At 52.8% G+C, this 13,333-nt stretch carries 14 protein-coding genes; 11 read left to right on the top strand and 3 right to left on the bottom strand.

All coding sequences use genetic code 11. The features are described from left to right. Positions 1–888: 888 nt before the first annotated feature. Positions 889–1,260 carry a hypothetical protein gene (locus tag EKM84_RS03130; RefSeq protein ID WP_125763568.1) on the top strand — a complete coding sequence of 124 codons (372 nt, stop codon included), beginning with the start codon at positions 889–891 and terminating at the stop codon, positions 1,258–1,260. Between the two features lie 56 nt (positions 1,261–1,316). Here the strand turns inward: EKM84_RS03130 and EKM84_RS03125 are convergent, their stop codons facing one another. From EKM84_RS03125 to EKM84_RS03115, 3 genes are read right to left on the bottom strand one after another with little or no spacing between them, the layout of a single operon-like run. Continuing rightward, entirely contained in the window at positions 1,317–1,727 is a 411-nt protein-coding gene (locus tag EKM84_RS03125; protein ID WP_125763566.1) for a peptide deformylase, read from the bottom strand. Beyond that, positions 1,720–2,268, bottom strand: a complete 549-nt coding sequence (locus tag EKM84_RS03120) for a DUF1697 domain-containing protein (protein ID WP_125763564.1) — start codon at positions 2,266–2,268, stop codon at positions 1,720–1,722. Before EKM84_RS03120 ends, EKM84_RS03125 begins: the two co-directional genes overlap by 8 nt. 56 nt (positions 2,269–2,324) lie before the next feature. Beyond that, complete coding sequence (locus tag EKM84_RS03115; protein WP_125763562.1) at positions 2,325–2,861, bottom strand: DUF1697 domain-containing protein; 537 nt, start codon at positions 2,859–2,861, stop codon at positions 2,325–2,327. Between the two features lie 250 nt (positions 2,862–3,111). Between EKM84_RS03115 and EKM84_RS03110 the strand changes: the two genes are divergently transcribed. The 10 genes from EKM84_RS03110 to EKM84_RS03065 all read left to right on the top strand — a co-directional run bounded on the left by EKM84_RS03110 (position 3,112) and on the right by EKM84_RS03065 (position 13,281). Beyond that, on the top strand, positions 3,112–3,657 hold the full coding sequence (locus tag EKM84_RS03110) for a hypothetical protein (protein ID WP_125763560.1): 546 nt from the start codon (positions 3,112–3,114) through the stop codon (positions 3,655–3,657). Between the two features lie 79 nt (positions 3,658–3,736). Further along, entirely contained in the window at positions 3,737–4,435 is a 699-nt protein-coding gene (locus EKM84_RS03105) for a type 1 glutamine amidotransferase (RefSeq protein ID WP_125763558.1), read from the top strand. Between the two features lie 346 nt (positions 4,436–4,781). Then, positions 4,782–5,102: an ArsR/SmtB family transcription factor gene (locus tag EKM84_RS03100; RefSeq protein WP_125763556.1), complete on the top strand. Its 321-nt coding sequence runs from the start codon at positions 4,782–4,784 to the stop codon at positions 5,100–5,102. A gap of 5 nt (positions 5,103–5,107) precedes the next feature. Beyond that, positions 5,108–6,835: an arsenical pump-driving ATPase gene (gene arsA, locus EKM84_RS03095; RefSeq protein ID WP_125763554.1), complete on the top strand. Its 1,728-nt coding sequence runs from the start codon at positions 5,108–5,110 to the stop codon at positions 6,833–6,835. A 12-nt stretch (positions 6,836–6,847) separates the two neighbouring features. Then, positions 6,848–7,174 (top strand): arsenite efflux transporter metallochaperone ArsD, encoded by a 327-nt coding sequence (gene arsD, locus EKM84_RS03090; protein ID WP_125763552.1) that lies wholly within the window; start codon positions 6,848–6,850, stop codon positions 7,172–7,174. 230 nt (positions 7,175–7,404) lie between these two features. Then, the gene (locus EKM84_RS03085; protein ID WP_125763550.1) at positions 7,405–8,130 is read left to right on the top strand and encodes an ABC transporter ATP-binding protein; all 726 of its coding nucleotides are present in this window, start codon (positions 7,405–7,407) and stop codon (positions 8,128–8,130) included. Continuing rightward, positions 8,127–9,341, top strand: coding sequence for an ABC transporter permease (locus EKM84_RS03080; protein ID WP_125763548.1), 1,215 nt, complete (start codon positions 8,127–8,129; stop codon positions 9,339–9,341). The genes EKM84_RS03085 and EKM84_RS03080 overlap by 4 nt, the downstream gene beginning before the upstream one ends. 437 nt (positions 9,342–9,778) lie before the next feature. After that, the gene (locus tag EKM84_RS03075) at positions 9,779–10,417 is read left to right on the top strand and encodes a TetR/AcrR family transcriptional regulator (RefSeq protein WP_125763546.1); all 639 of its coding nucleotides are present in this window, start codon (positions 9,779–9,781) and stop codon (positions 10,415–10,417) included. A gap of 333 nt (positions 10,418–10,750) precedes the next feature. Beyond that, positions 10,751–11,647 (top strand): energy-coupling factor transporter transmembrane component T, encoded by an 897-nt coding sequence (locus EKM84_RS03070; protein ID WP_225418120.1) that lies wholly within the window; start codon positions 10,751–10,753, stop codon positions 11,645–11,647. Continuing rightward, complete coding sequence (locus EKM84_RS03065; RefSeq protein WP_125763542.1) at positions 11,635–13,281, top strand: ABC transporter ATP-binding protein; 1,647 nt, start codon at positions 11,635–11,637, stop codon at positions 13,279–13,281. The genes EKM84_RS03070 and EKM84_RS03065 overlap by 13 nt, the downstream gene beginning before the upstream one ends. The last annotated feature ends 52 nt before the right edge of the window (positions 13,282–13,333 follow it).

The following is a 13,333-nucleotide window of genomic DNA, read 5'->3' as shown; positions in this document are numbered from 1 at the left end:
TTGAGGGGAACCTGGAAGGAGACTTCTGGGTTCCTTTTTTTGTTGAAATATGTGGGGATACGATTGTTGAAGTGAGCTCCTGCATGTTCAATCCCAAGTCTGGCGGCTTCTGAAACGTGCTACGCTAGCCAGGTCCCTGCGCTTAGAAAGTCCTGCGACTTCTGTCCGACGCTGTCGAACAGAAGCCTCAGGACTCCCTAATGCTCAAGTAAAGTTGGTCTCTCGAATTTCCAATCCCAAGTCTGGCAGCCTCTGAAATGTGCGTCCGCGGGCAGCTAGTTGCGCTTAACCCCACTAAGCAAACGACCCAAGCCCGGGGTCATTCACTTAGTGACGTTAATGCTCGCCAGCTAAGCGCCCACATTTTCAATCCCAAGTCTGGCGGCTTCCGAAACGTGCTACGCTAGCCAGGTCCCTGCGCTTAGAAAGTCCTGCGACTCCTGTCCGACGTTGTCGAACAGAAGCCCCAGGACTCCCTAATGCTCAAGTAAAGTTGGTCTCTCGAATTCGCAATCCCAAGTCTGGCAGCCTCTGAAACGTGCGTCCGCGGGCAGCTGGTTGCGCTTAACCCCACTAAGCAAACGACCCAAGCCCGGGGTCATTCACTTAGTGACGTTAATGCTCGCCAGCTAAACGCCCACATTTTCAATCCCAAGTCTGGCGGCTTCCGAAACGTGCTACGCTAGCCAGGTCCCTGCGCTTAGAAAGTCCTGCGACTCCTGTCCGACGTTGTCGAACAGAAGCCCCAGGACTCCCTAATGCTCAGGACCTAAACGGCTAGCTCCGCACTCTGTTTGTAATCCCAAACAACCTACCCCCAGCGGATTGGTTTACTTTCCGTTTAAACTCCGCTACAGTCGAGGCGATAATAACGGAAGGGTGACAATCATGCAAAAACTCTATGGCTGTGTCCCCCTGTTGAACGCGGTGGGGAGCTTGATGTTTCTCCTGATTATTTCGCTTCAGCCATCCACAATGAGTAGTTTTGGCGTCGACTTTGATTGGGGTGAGGCCAATGTGGTCATGACGTCGATGATGCTCCTGATTATTGCGGCGACCGCCTTTGCGAAGCAGCGGCAGGCCAAGCGCATTGGTCTGGCCATCAATGCCGTCCTGATTGTTGGGATGGCTTTGGCGCTATGGCACGCCCAGATTCCTGAACTCATCAGCGATTACTTGTGGCTATGGGCCTTGATTATGATTTTTAACCTGGCCTTGATTGGTTGGGGCTGGCTCAAGTTAACGGCTAAAAAGAAATAACCCAGAGAAATCGTCACTGATTTCTCTGGGTTATTTTTTTACAGTCAATTAGGTTTTTAAATAATAATGCCGTTGCAGTGATCGACTTCGTGTTGAATAATTTGCGCCACGAAACCGGTGAATGTCTGGTGTTGTTTCTGGTAGGCCTGATTGAGGAAGTCAACTTCAATCGTCTTAAACCGTTTGGTTGGTCGCTCACCGGTCAGTGAGAGGCAGCCCTCACTGGTTTGAAAGGGACCGGCCTGCTTGGTGATGACCGGATTGATCATAGCGACGGGCAGAATGCCCATGTCGACCACGATGATCCGCAGGTTAACGCCAATCATGTTGGCGGCCATTCCCACGCAGTTTTCGCTGTTGGCCTTAAGGGTGTCGAGTAAGTCGGTAACGGTTGCGGCGTCGGCCTTAGTAGCGGGTCGGCTCTTTTGTGCTAAACGAGTTTGGTCGTGAACAACGGGTCTAATCATGGGACGCCTCCAAAAGTTGTTTGAGTTTCATGGTCGTGTTGTAGTTGCGGGTACTGGTCTGCTGGTAAAGCGGCGTGCCCATAATTTTTGAATAGAAGGAGCGGCTAAAGTGGTGCTTGAGCGTCGACGTCCAGAAGATTACGTTGGGCGTGACCAGCACCTGGTCGTAGTCCGCGGTGACGTGGTCGATTAGCCAGGTATCGTTAGCACTAGTGTAATCATTTAGCTTGAAGAGGGCATTGTGTCGAAGCTGCTTATCGGCACCCCACCACGCGGGGGCCTGCGCGAGGTCGGTGAGAAATTCTGGCTGGGCTAACAGGCGAAAGGGTAGTGGAAAGTCAAAATGACTGGTGAGCACGTGCTGGATGGTGGTTTCGCAGTCGACTTGCGACCGGTTGCTAGTGACCAATAGGTTGCCGCTATTGATATATGAGCGCACGTGGGTAAAGCCAGCGGCCGTCAGGTAATTGCGCAGGTCCGCCATTGGCACGCGGTGTTTGCCACCAACGTTGATGCCGCGCAGGAGGAGTAGGTAGTCCATGGAGTCAGTCCCTTCTAAACGTTAAAGTCGGTTATATTATAGCATGACTGTGACAGTCACTTGGCAAAGTGTTGGGTAAAATACTGGACGGTCGAATAGCTACGGGTACTGGTCTGCTGGTAGAATGACGTCCCAATCAGTTGACGGTAAAAGGACCGCTGAAATCCGCGTTGACTATCGACGGTCCAGAAAATCAAGCGCGGTGTGCAGACGACGTGGTCGATAGGTGTTAGCTGGTTCATCAGCCAGGTATCCTGGCCGGGGGCATAGGTGGTCAACTTGAACAGCAACATGTGCTGGCGATTGCCGTGCCCGTCCCACCAACTGGGGGCCTGGGCACAGGCATTGATGAGTTCTTCGCGGGTGAAGAGGCCAAAAGGCTGAGGGAAGTCTAGGTGTGTCGCTAACACATCGGCCACCAGCCGAGCACAGTCGGTTAGCGAGTGGGGACTCGTGAAGAAGGCGTTGCCACTGTTACGGTAGGTCTCCACGTGTTGTAGGCCCGTGGCCGTGAGCCAGTCACGGAGGTCGGCCATTTTGACGATGTGTGGGGTGCCAGCGTTTACCGCCCGTAAAATGAGTAAGTAGTCCATGGGGTCACTCCTTAATTAGTGGATTAATTACGATTTAGATTAGTCGAAAGTAGCGACGTTTGCAACCAGTAGTCAATTACTGGTAGAAATGATGATTTGAAGGACGAGATTGCGTTTAGTGCCCGCCCACGTTTCAATTGTTACAAATTCAATTTCACCAGATTTTATCGGCTGAAAAACCGCCCAGAAGCGTATAATTAAGGGCGTAGAGACGGGCCAGACCCACTCTTATTTCGGGGAGGATTTACACATGAAAAAGATGATGCTGGCGGTTGCGACCGCTGTCACTCTGTTGGCTGTCGGGGGCGTGTCACTGGGAACACCGGTGACGGCGCAGGCGAAAACCAAGACAACTTTGAAAGCGGTGCCGCAACGTTACCGGCATACGTGGTACCACTATGAACATGGCAAGATGGACACGCTGACGTTTAGTGCCAAGCGAATCTCTGGCCTGACGTATTACGATGGGCAGGCGGCCAAGTACGTGGCGCACATTCATCATCACAAGTTAAGCGCGAAGAAATTTAAGAAACACTATTCCTGGAGTATGGTCACAAACAAAACCGCGCACCAAGCGCAATGGATCAACGTTCGTGGCTGGAATCAAATCATGGGGGATGGCGATTACTACAAAGTGATGACCAAGACCTATCATGGCAAGAAAATCAGCGTCCTGAGCCAGGCTGGCGGTGCCGGCATCTGGACCAGCGCGCACTACTACCGGACGAAACAACTCGCCAAGCAACGGGGACCGCGGTACTTTAGCAACGAAGTTTACTATCCCATGAATGTTTAACTGCAAGAACTAGCGGGGCGTCAAGGCCTGGCCAATCAATCCTGTGTCTAGTATTAGGACAATTGTAGGAGGGATTTTCATGCGTATCAACGTGTTACAGCATGCGGCCGACGAGGGCCCCGGCGCCATTACGAGTTGGGCCAACGCCAACCGCCATGAGCTTTATACTTATCATCCGGCCACGTATGGCAAATTACCGACCGCGGCGGAAACGGACCTGCTGGTGATTCTAGGCGGACCGATGAGTCCCAATGACGACCAGCCGTGGATCAAGGCGGAACGTGCGTTGATCCAAGAACTGTTAGCCGCCCACAAGCCAATCTTCGGCGTGTGCTTCGGTGCCCAACAGATTACGAAATTGCTGGGTTACCCGGTCAAAAAGGCCCCGGCTAAGGAAGTGGGCTGGGCCCCAGTCACGCGGCAAAGTACAGCGATTGCGGGAATTCCCGCCAGTTTGGAAGTCTTACACTGGCACGAGGAGATGTTTGAGATTCCCCAGGGCGCCCAGCTGCTATTCTCTAGCCAGCATCTGCGTAATCAGGGATTCTTGCTAGGCGACAACGTGATTGGCCTACAGTTTCACATCGAACCGCAGCCTAACAACGTGCGTGAGATGGTGGTCAACGATGGCGATTACGCGACGGGGTCCGTCTTGCAGCAGACGCCCCAAGAAATCCTCGACCACGATGAATCCGTTGAGACTGAGGCGTTGACCTTCCGTTTGCTAGATTTTATCAGTAAGCACGTCTCGGCTGATGGTAATGGTCAGCTGACGTAAATAATATAATTGAGTGAACACCCGCTACCGAACGTTTTGTCGGCGCGGGTGTTTTTGGTTTCTGCCGGCTTGTAAAATGACGATGGCTGAGCCTTGTCGAATGTTTGTGAAAGCGTTATCATATTCATATAGATAAATATCAATGTGACTTCTGAGGTACATAGAGGAAAACTAGGAATTCAGTGGCTTTATGTAGAAATTAATCGTCTATGTCAGTGACCAGAGGTGGGCCAAGTTGGTCAGCTGTGTCGGCGGTATTGGCTGAGGTCCTTTCTCAGCCTAGAGCGCGGGATGACAACGACCAGTGATTCCCAACACCTAAACGCACGAATAGGGAGGCGAGCAAATGGATGATGCAGCTTACGTGGCCGCGCTAAAGGCGATGGCCGACGAGAACCGCTTGAAAATTATTTCGTTACTTTCGCAGGGCACGCTCTGTGCGTGTGACATTTTGGACCACTTCAACTTCACCCAGCCGACTCTGTCACACCACATGCGGGTGTTAGCGGATGCGGGCATTGTGACCAGTTATAAAGAAGGCAAATGGAAGCACTACACGCTCAGCGAGGATTTTGCGGCGGCCTTTTTCCAACAGACCACCACGCTTCTGTCCAGCGACCAGCGCTGCGTTTGTGAACTGGAACCGGCGACGACCAAGGAAGGATGAGTGCCATGGTAAACGTTCAAGATCAGCTTGATTTGACCAAGTACCTCTTTTTCACGGGCAAGGGGGGCGTCGGCAAGACCACGATTGCGGCCAGCTCCGCCGTTCAGTTGGCGGATCAGGGCAAACGCGTGGCCCTGATCAGTACCGATCCGGCCAGCAACCTCCAGGACATTTTCCCCGGAGAACTGACCAACCACCTTCAGCCAGTGGCGACCGTGCCCAACCTGGACGTGGCCAACTTCAATCCCACCGAAGCCGCCGCGGCGTACCGGGAAAGCGTGATTGGCCCGTACCGGAATGTCTTGCCGGAAGCCGCACTGACCAATATGGCCGAACAACTCTCCGGGTCCTGCACGGTCGAGGTGGCCGCCTTCAATGAGTTTGCGAATATGTTGACGAATCAAACCGTTAACGAGACCTATGATTACGTGTTCTTTGATACCGCGCCAACCGGCCACACGTTGCGGATGCTCCAGCTGCCCGCCGCGTGGAGTCAGTACCTCGATGAGAATAAATTTGGCACGAGTTGCCTGGGTCAATTGTCTGGCTTGGGCGAGGAAAAGGAACGCTACCATCAGGCCACCCAGGTGTTGGCGGATGGGGAGCAAACCACGTTGGTGCTGGTGGCACGGCCACAACGGGCAACGCTCCAGGAGGCCAGTCGAACCGTCACGGAACTGGCTAAGCTGGGCATCACGCATCATCAACTGGTGATCAACGGCGTCTTGCCCGCCGACCAGCAGGCCGCAGCGCCAGAGCTTTACCAGCAGCAACAGGCCGACCTGGCGGCGATTCCGTTTAATATTTTACCCGTGGCTTGGCAGGTGCCCCTGCGCGCCTACAACGTGAGTGGCGTGCCCCAACTGCGTCAGTTACTAGCGGATGAACAACCAAAATTGACCCAGCAAGCGCCAGCGGTAGCCGATTATCCCGGGCTGGACCGCGTCGTGCAAGCGCTACAGAATCAGCGCATCATTTTCACCATGGGTAAGGGCGGCGTGGGCAAAACGACCATCGCCGTTCAGGTGGCCCAACAGCTGGCTCGCCAAGGCAAACGCGTGCATTTGACCACGACCGACCCCGCGGATCACCTGAGCTGGTTCCGGTTAGACCCGGCCATTCAGGTCAGCCACATCGATGAGCAACAGGTGCTCAAGGACTACCAGGAAGCCGTCATCGCCCAAGCCAAGCAGGACATGGGCAGTGAGGACGTCGACTACGTGATGGAGGACCTGAAGTCGCCGTGCACCCAGGAAATTGCGACGTTCGAGGCCTTTGCCAAGATCGTGGATGAGGACGACAGCGACGTGCTGGTCATCGATACCGCGCCAACCGGGCATACGCTACTCCTGTTGTCCTCGACGGAAAGCTACGCGGCCGAGGTCAAACGCACGACTGGCGCCGTTCCCGCCGCAGTTACGCGTTTGTTCCCGCGGCTACAAGACCCGAAGCAGACGGAAACCATCATGGTCACCTTGCCAGAGGCCACGCCGGTGTATGAAACGCTCCGGTTACAACGGGACTTAGACCGCGCGAAGATTGCCCACACCTGGTGGGTCGTCAACCAGAGTTTGCTCGGTACCACCGGTAAATTGAGTCCGTTTCTCCAAGTCCGAGCGCAAAATGAGCAACCGTGGATTGACCGGGTCGCCACGGCCGCGGACAATCACTTGGCGGTGGTCGGTGTCCAAGCCAATTTCGAAGCCCAACGCCTTCAACCAGCCAAAAGTTAGGAGATAAGCGAAATGAAAAAAATCAATATTTACGAAGAAGCGCTTTGCTGTCCGACCGGGGTTTGTGGCCCCAGCGTGAACCCAAATCTGATTCGCCTGACCGCGCAGACCAAGCTGATCAATCACAGCGATAACGTTCGGGTCCTGCGGCGGAACCTGGCTCAGAATCCCCAGGCGTTCGTGCGGGAAAAGCAGGTTGCTAAGCTAATTGCGGACTATGGCATTGAAGTCCTACCCGTGACCATTGTGGGCGATAAGGTCATGAAGCTGGGCGGTTACCCGACGACGGCGGAGATGGAAGACTATAGTGGCCTGACGTTGCGGGACGAGGTTCATTAATGTAGATGAGGTTAGACGAGTGGTTGACGGTCAAAAGTTGACCACTTTTTGCTGCGCACAATTGGCCATAACGCTAGGAAATCAGGGGGATGGATGCTGCGCTGAATCAGTAAATGACCGAAAAAACTTTAAGCATTATTGACAAAAATCAGAGGTGAGTATATACTCACCTTATTGAGTAAGTGATTAATCACTCACCTATCACAAAAGCTGTTTTGGGAGGCATTATTATGGCACAAGCAATGATTGATTTAGCGCATTTGGCCAAGAAGTTCGGTGATCAGACCGTTTTGAAGGATATTAATTTAACCGTTAACGCTGGCGAAATCGTTGGGTTGATTGGACCATCTGGCGCTGGGAAATCTACGGTCATCAAGGTGGCCTTGGGGATGGAAGTTGCCAACGGCGGGTCTGCCAAAGTTTTTGACACCGTCATGCCCGACCGTGAATTGCTGGGGCGGATAGGGTACATGGCCCAAACGGATGCGTTGTACGACGACTTGTCCGGGGAAGAGAATTTAAAATTCTTTGGCTTGATGAAGGGGATTGCCAAGGCCAACATGGCCGCAGAGATTGCCCATGCCGCCGGCGTCGTTGATCTGACGGCCGACCTGAAGAAGCGTGTCGCCGGTTACTCCGGTGGGATGAAGCGGCGGTTGTCGTTGGCCATCGCGCTGCTGGGCAATCCGGAACTGCTAATTTTAGATGAACCCACGGTCGGCATTGACCCGGCGCTGCGGCGGCAAATTTGGGCAGAACTGGGGAAGATTCGTGATGAGGGGCGGGCCATTTTGATTACGACTCACGTGATGGATGAAGCAGAACTGACCGACCGGGTGGCCCTGTTGCTGGGCGGCAAGGTCATGGCGTTTGATAAGCCCGCAGTGTTGAAGCAACAGTACGGCGTGAACACGATTGAGGACGTTTTCTTAAAGGCGGAGGGTGTTGAACAATGAGAACAATTGCGATTATGAACCGGGTGCTGAAGGAACTCATCCGCGATAAGCGAACGTTAGCGTTAATGTTTGTCGCCCCCATCTTGATCATGTTGCTAATGAGTGTGATCTTTAACACGAACTCGACCACGGACGTGAACGTGGGAACCGTCGCCGTCACGCAGAAATTAAATCAAGAAATGGGCGACATCAAGCACGTTGCCGTGAAGACCTACGACACCAAGGCGGCTGCCAAGCGGGCGTTGCAGGATGAAAAAATTGATGCCATTATCAAGAAGACTGGCAACACCTACGATTTGACCTACGCCAATACGGACTCCAGTAAGACGACCGCGGTTAAAATGGCGTTTAAAAATGCCGTCACGGCCACCAGTGTTGACCAACTGAAGTCGGCACTGAAGAAGAGCACGACCGGGATGGCCAAGCTCCAAGCTCAGCTGATGGTTATGCAAAAGCAACAGGCGGCTAGCACCCCGGCCGCGACAGGGAACGCCGCCGCTGCCAAGCAGGCCGCAGCAGCAAAGGCCAAGTCAACGACGACGGCTACCAAGAGTACTAGTCAACAGGCGCCCAAAATCACCAATCACTACGTTTATGGGGATAAGAATACCGGCTACTTTGCTAAAATGTTACCAATCCTAATGGGCTTCTTCGTGTTCTTCTTCGTCTTCCTGATCTCCGGGATGGCGCTGTTAAAGGAACGGACGACGGGCACCCTGGATCGGTTGCTGGCAACCCCGGTTAAGCGGTCGTCCATCGTCTTTGGCTACATGTTGAGCTATGGGATCCTGGCCGTGATTCAAACGGTGCTCATCGTTTTGATTACGGTTTGGTTGCTTGGCATGGAAGTGGTCGGCAACATGGCCAGCGTGGTTGTGATCAACCTGATTCTCGCGCTGGTCGCTCTGGCCTTTGGAATTTTGCTGTCAACGTTTGCCAACTCCGAATTCCAAATGATGCAATTCATTCCCCTGGTCGTCATTCCACAGATTTTCTTCTCCGGGATCATTCCACTGGACTCGATGGCCGATTGGGTCAAAGATATTTCCTACATCATCCCATTGAAATACTCCGGCGATGCCGTTAGTGATGTCATCATGCGGGGGACGTCCATCTTTGACGAAGGTGGGAACATTCTGGTCTTGTTAGTCTTCCTGGTTGTGCTGACGTTCTTGAACATCATCGGCCTGAAGCGGTACCGGAAAGTTTAGGAAAGGACGAGAGATTGGGCTGCGAATCGCGTATAATAAATTGGATATCAACAAATAATGGATAAAAGCCAGAGCGTGCTAAGCCGCTAGAAAATAAAGTGGTGGGGGACGTTCTTACAGTGTAAACAGAAGTAAGTACGGAGCTTGAGGTACTGGCGTAACGCCAAGAGGAATGGGATTAAGCCAGTAGTGAGTCCGTTCTAACGACCCAAACAGAAGTAAGTCGCAAGGATGATGAAAATGGGTTCAGCCGTAGGAATTCCCTTAGCGGCTGTGCCGCTTAGGGAATTGGTATCTTTGAGACACAAAGCGGCTCAAAGTAAGCCCGGAGACCGCTCTACGGCTCCGGGCGCCCGCCCACAGCGTCACGGCCTATTTTCACTCACCCGGAGGCGAGTAAAAGATCAAGTTCAAAAGCGTTAGAAAGGGTGAAGCGTGTGGAACCGGATGTATTTAGTAGTTACCGCCAATGGCTAGACCACGAAAAAATGCCAAAGGGGAAGAAATCTGCGTTGGTGGCGGCGCTGACGCTCTTCTCGGAGCAAGGATTCGACGGCACCTCGACCGTTCAAATAGCGGAAAAGGCGGGCATCAGTCAAGCTACCATCTTTAAGTATTTTCACACGAAACAGGATCTCCTGTTGGCCATCGTGGAACCCATCATGGAACATCTATTTCCCCATTACCGGGATGCGTTTTTTGATGGGATTCGTGCCTGCGGAAGTCTGCCAGAGATGGTGAGCTTCATGGTGCACGACCGATATGCCTTCATAACGGGCAATAAAGAAGCGATTAAGATTCTGGCCATGGAAATGATGATTAGCCAGGAAATGCGTGATTTGTTTGGCAAATTGTTGACGGTTGATGACTTTAATTTCCTGGCAGAACTTTTGAAGATGTTTCGTGAGACGGGAGAATTACGTGACGACGTTGATGGTCCGGGAATCATTCGCATCATTGCGGGCCAATTGGTCGGCTATATCATCGAGTCCAACTTTGCCCCCAGCATTGTGGGTGGGGAACAACAAGACCTCCAGATAATCAGTGAGCAAATCGTGCGCACCATTTCAAAATAACCTTAATCAGAAGTCAGTCCTTCACGCACAGTAGCGGGAGAGGGACTGGCTTTTTGCGTGCGGTGAAAATAAAAGTGACTTGGGGAAAGGACGCCGTGATGGGGGCGACGCGGTCGTCAAGGGAGCAGTTCAGTCGACCTGGCTAAACGCGGCAGCAACATTCCTGGTATAATTTCCACCAGTAGTGACAAGAAAATATAAAAATAGCAATAAAACACAACTCGTAGTACTAAAAAGGATAACCTTAACAAGATATTGGGGATTGTGAAATAACTGAGATGCTATCATAGAATACTAGAAAACGGTTTCATAATGAATAGGTGGGAAGCAAACATGAGAGTCGGGATCTTTGACGAATTGAATTTCTTTAGTCGCTTGCATCCTTTGACGGCGACAATTTATTTTGTTGAACTATTTGTTCTCCTACTGGTGTTTAACCATTTATTAGTAACGGGCGTTTTATTTGTTGGGTTAGCCGTCTTATGTAGTTGGTACTTCAGTCGCCAGAAGGTTTGGGGAACGCTAAAGGGTGTCGGTTCACTGATGCTGATGATTTTTGTCTTTAACGTGATTTTAAATCAGACGGGGGCCAAGACGTTGTGGTCCTGGCAGTTGGGCGGTTGGACCTTTCGCATCACGCAGACCGCGACACTGTACGGGGTGACCATGGCCCTCTCGTTGGGTGGCATGATTCTGGCGTTCGTGCTCTTCAATGGGGTCATCACCACGCCCAAGCTGAGTTATCTATTATTCCCAGTTGTGCCACGTTTGGCCATGCTCCTGACGATTTCGCTACGAATGGTCAACCTCTTTACTCAGAAATTCCGCCGACTATTGATGCTCCAGAAGACCCGCAACGTGGTGTTGAACGAGGGCAGTTGGCGTGAGCGGTTGCAGAAGACGGGGCAGTTGCTGCGAATCCTATTGATTGATTCCGTTTCGTCAGCCATGGAAACGGCGGTCTTGATGGAGGCCCGTGGATTTGGTGCCAAGAAGCGCAGTCACTACCAGACGTTTCGTTGGCAGGCTATGGACGGCTGGTTTATTGTCGGTAGCCTAGTTATCTTCGGCCTGACCATGATTCTCCGTTTTCAAGGATGGGGCTGGACTGGTGATGTCACTAGATTTACCATTTTGGGCAGTCATGATGGTTGGTTACTCCTCCCATTGCTAGCGTTTGTGGGATTACCATTAGTCGGTGAGGGGGGATATAAGTTATGCGAGAATTGATTAACTGTTCAAATTTATCATTTACATATGCCGGGCAGACACAGCCAACGCTGGTGGACATTTCCCTGAAAATCGCTGCCGGCGAGTTCGTCACCGTCGTGGGGGCGACCGGGAGTGGCAAGACCACCTTACTGAAGCAGTTGAAGACGGAACTCAAGCCGGCTGGTGAACAGCGTGGCGACGTGTTGTATCAGGGAACGCCAGTGGCCGACCTCACCAGCACCGTCAGTGCGCAACAGTTGGGCTACGTCGCCCAGGACCCGCAAGTCCAACCCATCATGGCCACGGTGATCGAGGAGTTGGCGTTTCCCTTAGAAAACTTAGGTTATTCGACGGCCGAAATGAACAGTCGCATCGCTGAGGTTTCTAATTTCCTAGGGTTAAATCAGTTTCTCCACATGCCGATTCAGGACCTTTCGGGTGGGCAGCTCCAGTTGGTTAATTTGGCCTCGGTCCTAGCGCTGAAGCCCCAGGTGATTCTCCTGGATGAGCCCACCGCCCAGTTGGATCCGACGACAGCCCAGAACTTTTTGAACATTTTACAACAGGTGCACGATGAGCTTGCCATCACCATCGTATTGACGGAGCACCGGTTGAATCGGGTGTTGGCCCTAGCCAACCGGCTGATTCTCCTGGAAGACGGGCACCTCACGTATGACGGGGATGTCTCGACGGGATTACGGCGCATGCAGGCTGCTCCCAAGCTCCAGCCGTTTGTGCCGGCCGTGCCCCATTTTTTTCTGGCCCATCACCTGGATGCGACACCGTTGCCGTTGACAGTGACGGCGGGTCGGCGGCTGATTACCCAGCGAGATTGGCGGTTTAAAGCAGCGACGTTACCGGAACCCGAGGCCATTGCGCGGCCAGCGGACTGGCACTTCGAGGCGCAACACGTCTCGCTACGGTACCCAACGACCGGCGACATTTTACATCAGCTGGACCTGACCGTCACGCCAGCGAGTTGGCTAGCCATCATTGGCAAAAATGGGTCCGGCAAGTCGACGCTGTTAACGGTGCTGGCGGGTCTGCGCAAGCCACAACACGGCAAGGTCCGCTTGAATCAGCAGATTATTTGGAAAATGAAAAATCGTGACCGACTGCGGCAATTGAGTTATTTGTCACAGAATCCCACGGAGCAGTTCAACGGGGACACGGTCACTGAGGAGTTAACGGCCCAAGCCAAGCTGGCATCCGGCGACGTGACCGACCGGGTGCAAAAGGCGTTGGCAACGTTTCAATTGCAAGCGGTGGCCGAGCAGAATTCATTTGACCTCAGTGGTGGCCAGCAACAGCTTCTGGGCTTAGCCTTGGCGTTGATTACGCGGCCACAAGTCCTGCTGCTAGACGAGCCGACTAAGGGCTTGGATCCGGCGACGAAATTGCTGGTTGGGCGTATCTTGCAGACGAAACACCAAGCCGGGCTAACGCTGATTATGGCCAGTCACGACATGGACTTCTGCGCAGAATTCGCGGACACGTGCACGTTCATGTTTAACGGGTGTTTGACGGCGCCACAACCAACTCGGCAATTCTTCACGGAGAACTTCTTGTCCACGACGGCCGTCAACCGGCTGCTTCGGCAACAGGTCCCAACCGCATTATTTAGTCAAGACGTGACACAAATAACCGATTAAGGAGGTGAGAAAAATCGTACAGCGTGGATGGTGGAAAAACAATTGGAATCTG

It is taken from the genome of Levilactobacillus mulengensis, from assembly GCF_003946045.1.
Lineage (GTDB): Bacteria > Bacillota > Bacilli > Lactobacillales > Lactobacillaceae > Levilactobacillus > Levilactobacillus mulengensis.
Note: the sequence above shows the minus strand (reverse complement) of the source record. Positions and strands in the feature narration are given on the sequence as shown.

What these genes read in the sequence shown, in the direction of transcription:
- EKM84_RS03130 (WP_125763568.1), top strand. Translation starts at nt 889, where the DNA reads ATGCAAAAACTCTATGGCTGTGTCCCCCTGTTGAACGCGGTGGGGAGC.
- EKM84_RS03125 (WP_125763566.1), bottom strand. Translation starts at nt 1,727, where the DNA reads ATGATTAGACCCGTTGTTCACGACCAAACTCGTTTAGCACAAAAGAGC.
- EKM84_RS03120 (WP_125763564.1), bottom strand. Translation starts at nt 2,268, where the DNA reads ATGGACTACCTACTCCTCCTGCGCGGCATCAACGTTGGTGGCAAACAC.
- EKM84_RS03115 (WP_125763562.1), bottom strand. Translation starts at nt 2,861, where the DNA reads ATGGACTACTTACTCATTTTACGGGCGGTAAACGCTGGCACCCCACAC.
- EKM84_RS03110 (WP_125763560.1), top strand. Translation starts at nt 3,112, where the DNA reads ATGAAAAAGATGATGCTGGCGGTTGCGACCGCTGTCACTCTGTTGGCT.
- EKM84_RS03105 (WP_125763558.1), top strand. Translation starts at nt 3,737, where the DNA reads ATGCGTATCAACGTGTTACAGCATGCGGCCGACGAGGGCCCCGGCGCC.
- EKM84_RS03100 (WP_125763556.1), top strand. Translation starts at nt 4,782, where the DNA reads ATGGATGATGCAGCTTACGTGGCCGCGCTAAAGGCGATGGCCGACGAG.
- arsA (WP_125763554.1), top strand. Translation starts at nt 5,108, where the DNA reads ATGGTAAACGTTCAAGATCAGCTTGATTTGACCAAGTACCTCTTTTTC.
- arsD (WP_125763552.1), top strand. Translation starts at nt 6,848, where the DNA reads ATGAAAAAAATCAATATTTACGAAGAAGCGCTTTGCTGTCCGACCGGG.
- EKM84_RS03085 (WP_125763550.1), top strand. Translation starts at nt 7,405, where the DNA reads ATGGCACAAGCAATGATTGATTTAGCGCATTTGGCCAAGAAGTTCGGT.
- EKM84_RS03080 (WP_125763548.1), top strand. Translation starts at nt 8,127, where the DNA reads ATGAGAACAATTGCGATTATGAACCGGGTGCTGAAGGAACTCATCCGC.
- EKM84_RS03070 (WP_225418120.1), top strand. Translation starts at nt 10,751, where the DNA reads ATGAGAGTCGGGATCTTTGACGAATTGAATTTCTTTAGTCGCTTGCAT.
- EKM84_RS03065 (WP_125763542.1), top strand. Translation starts at nt 11,635, where the DNA reads ATGCGAGAATTGATTAACTGTTCAAATTTATCATTTACATATGCCGGG.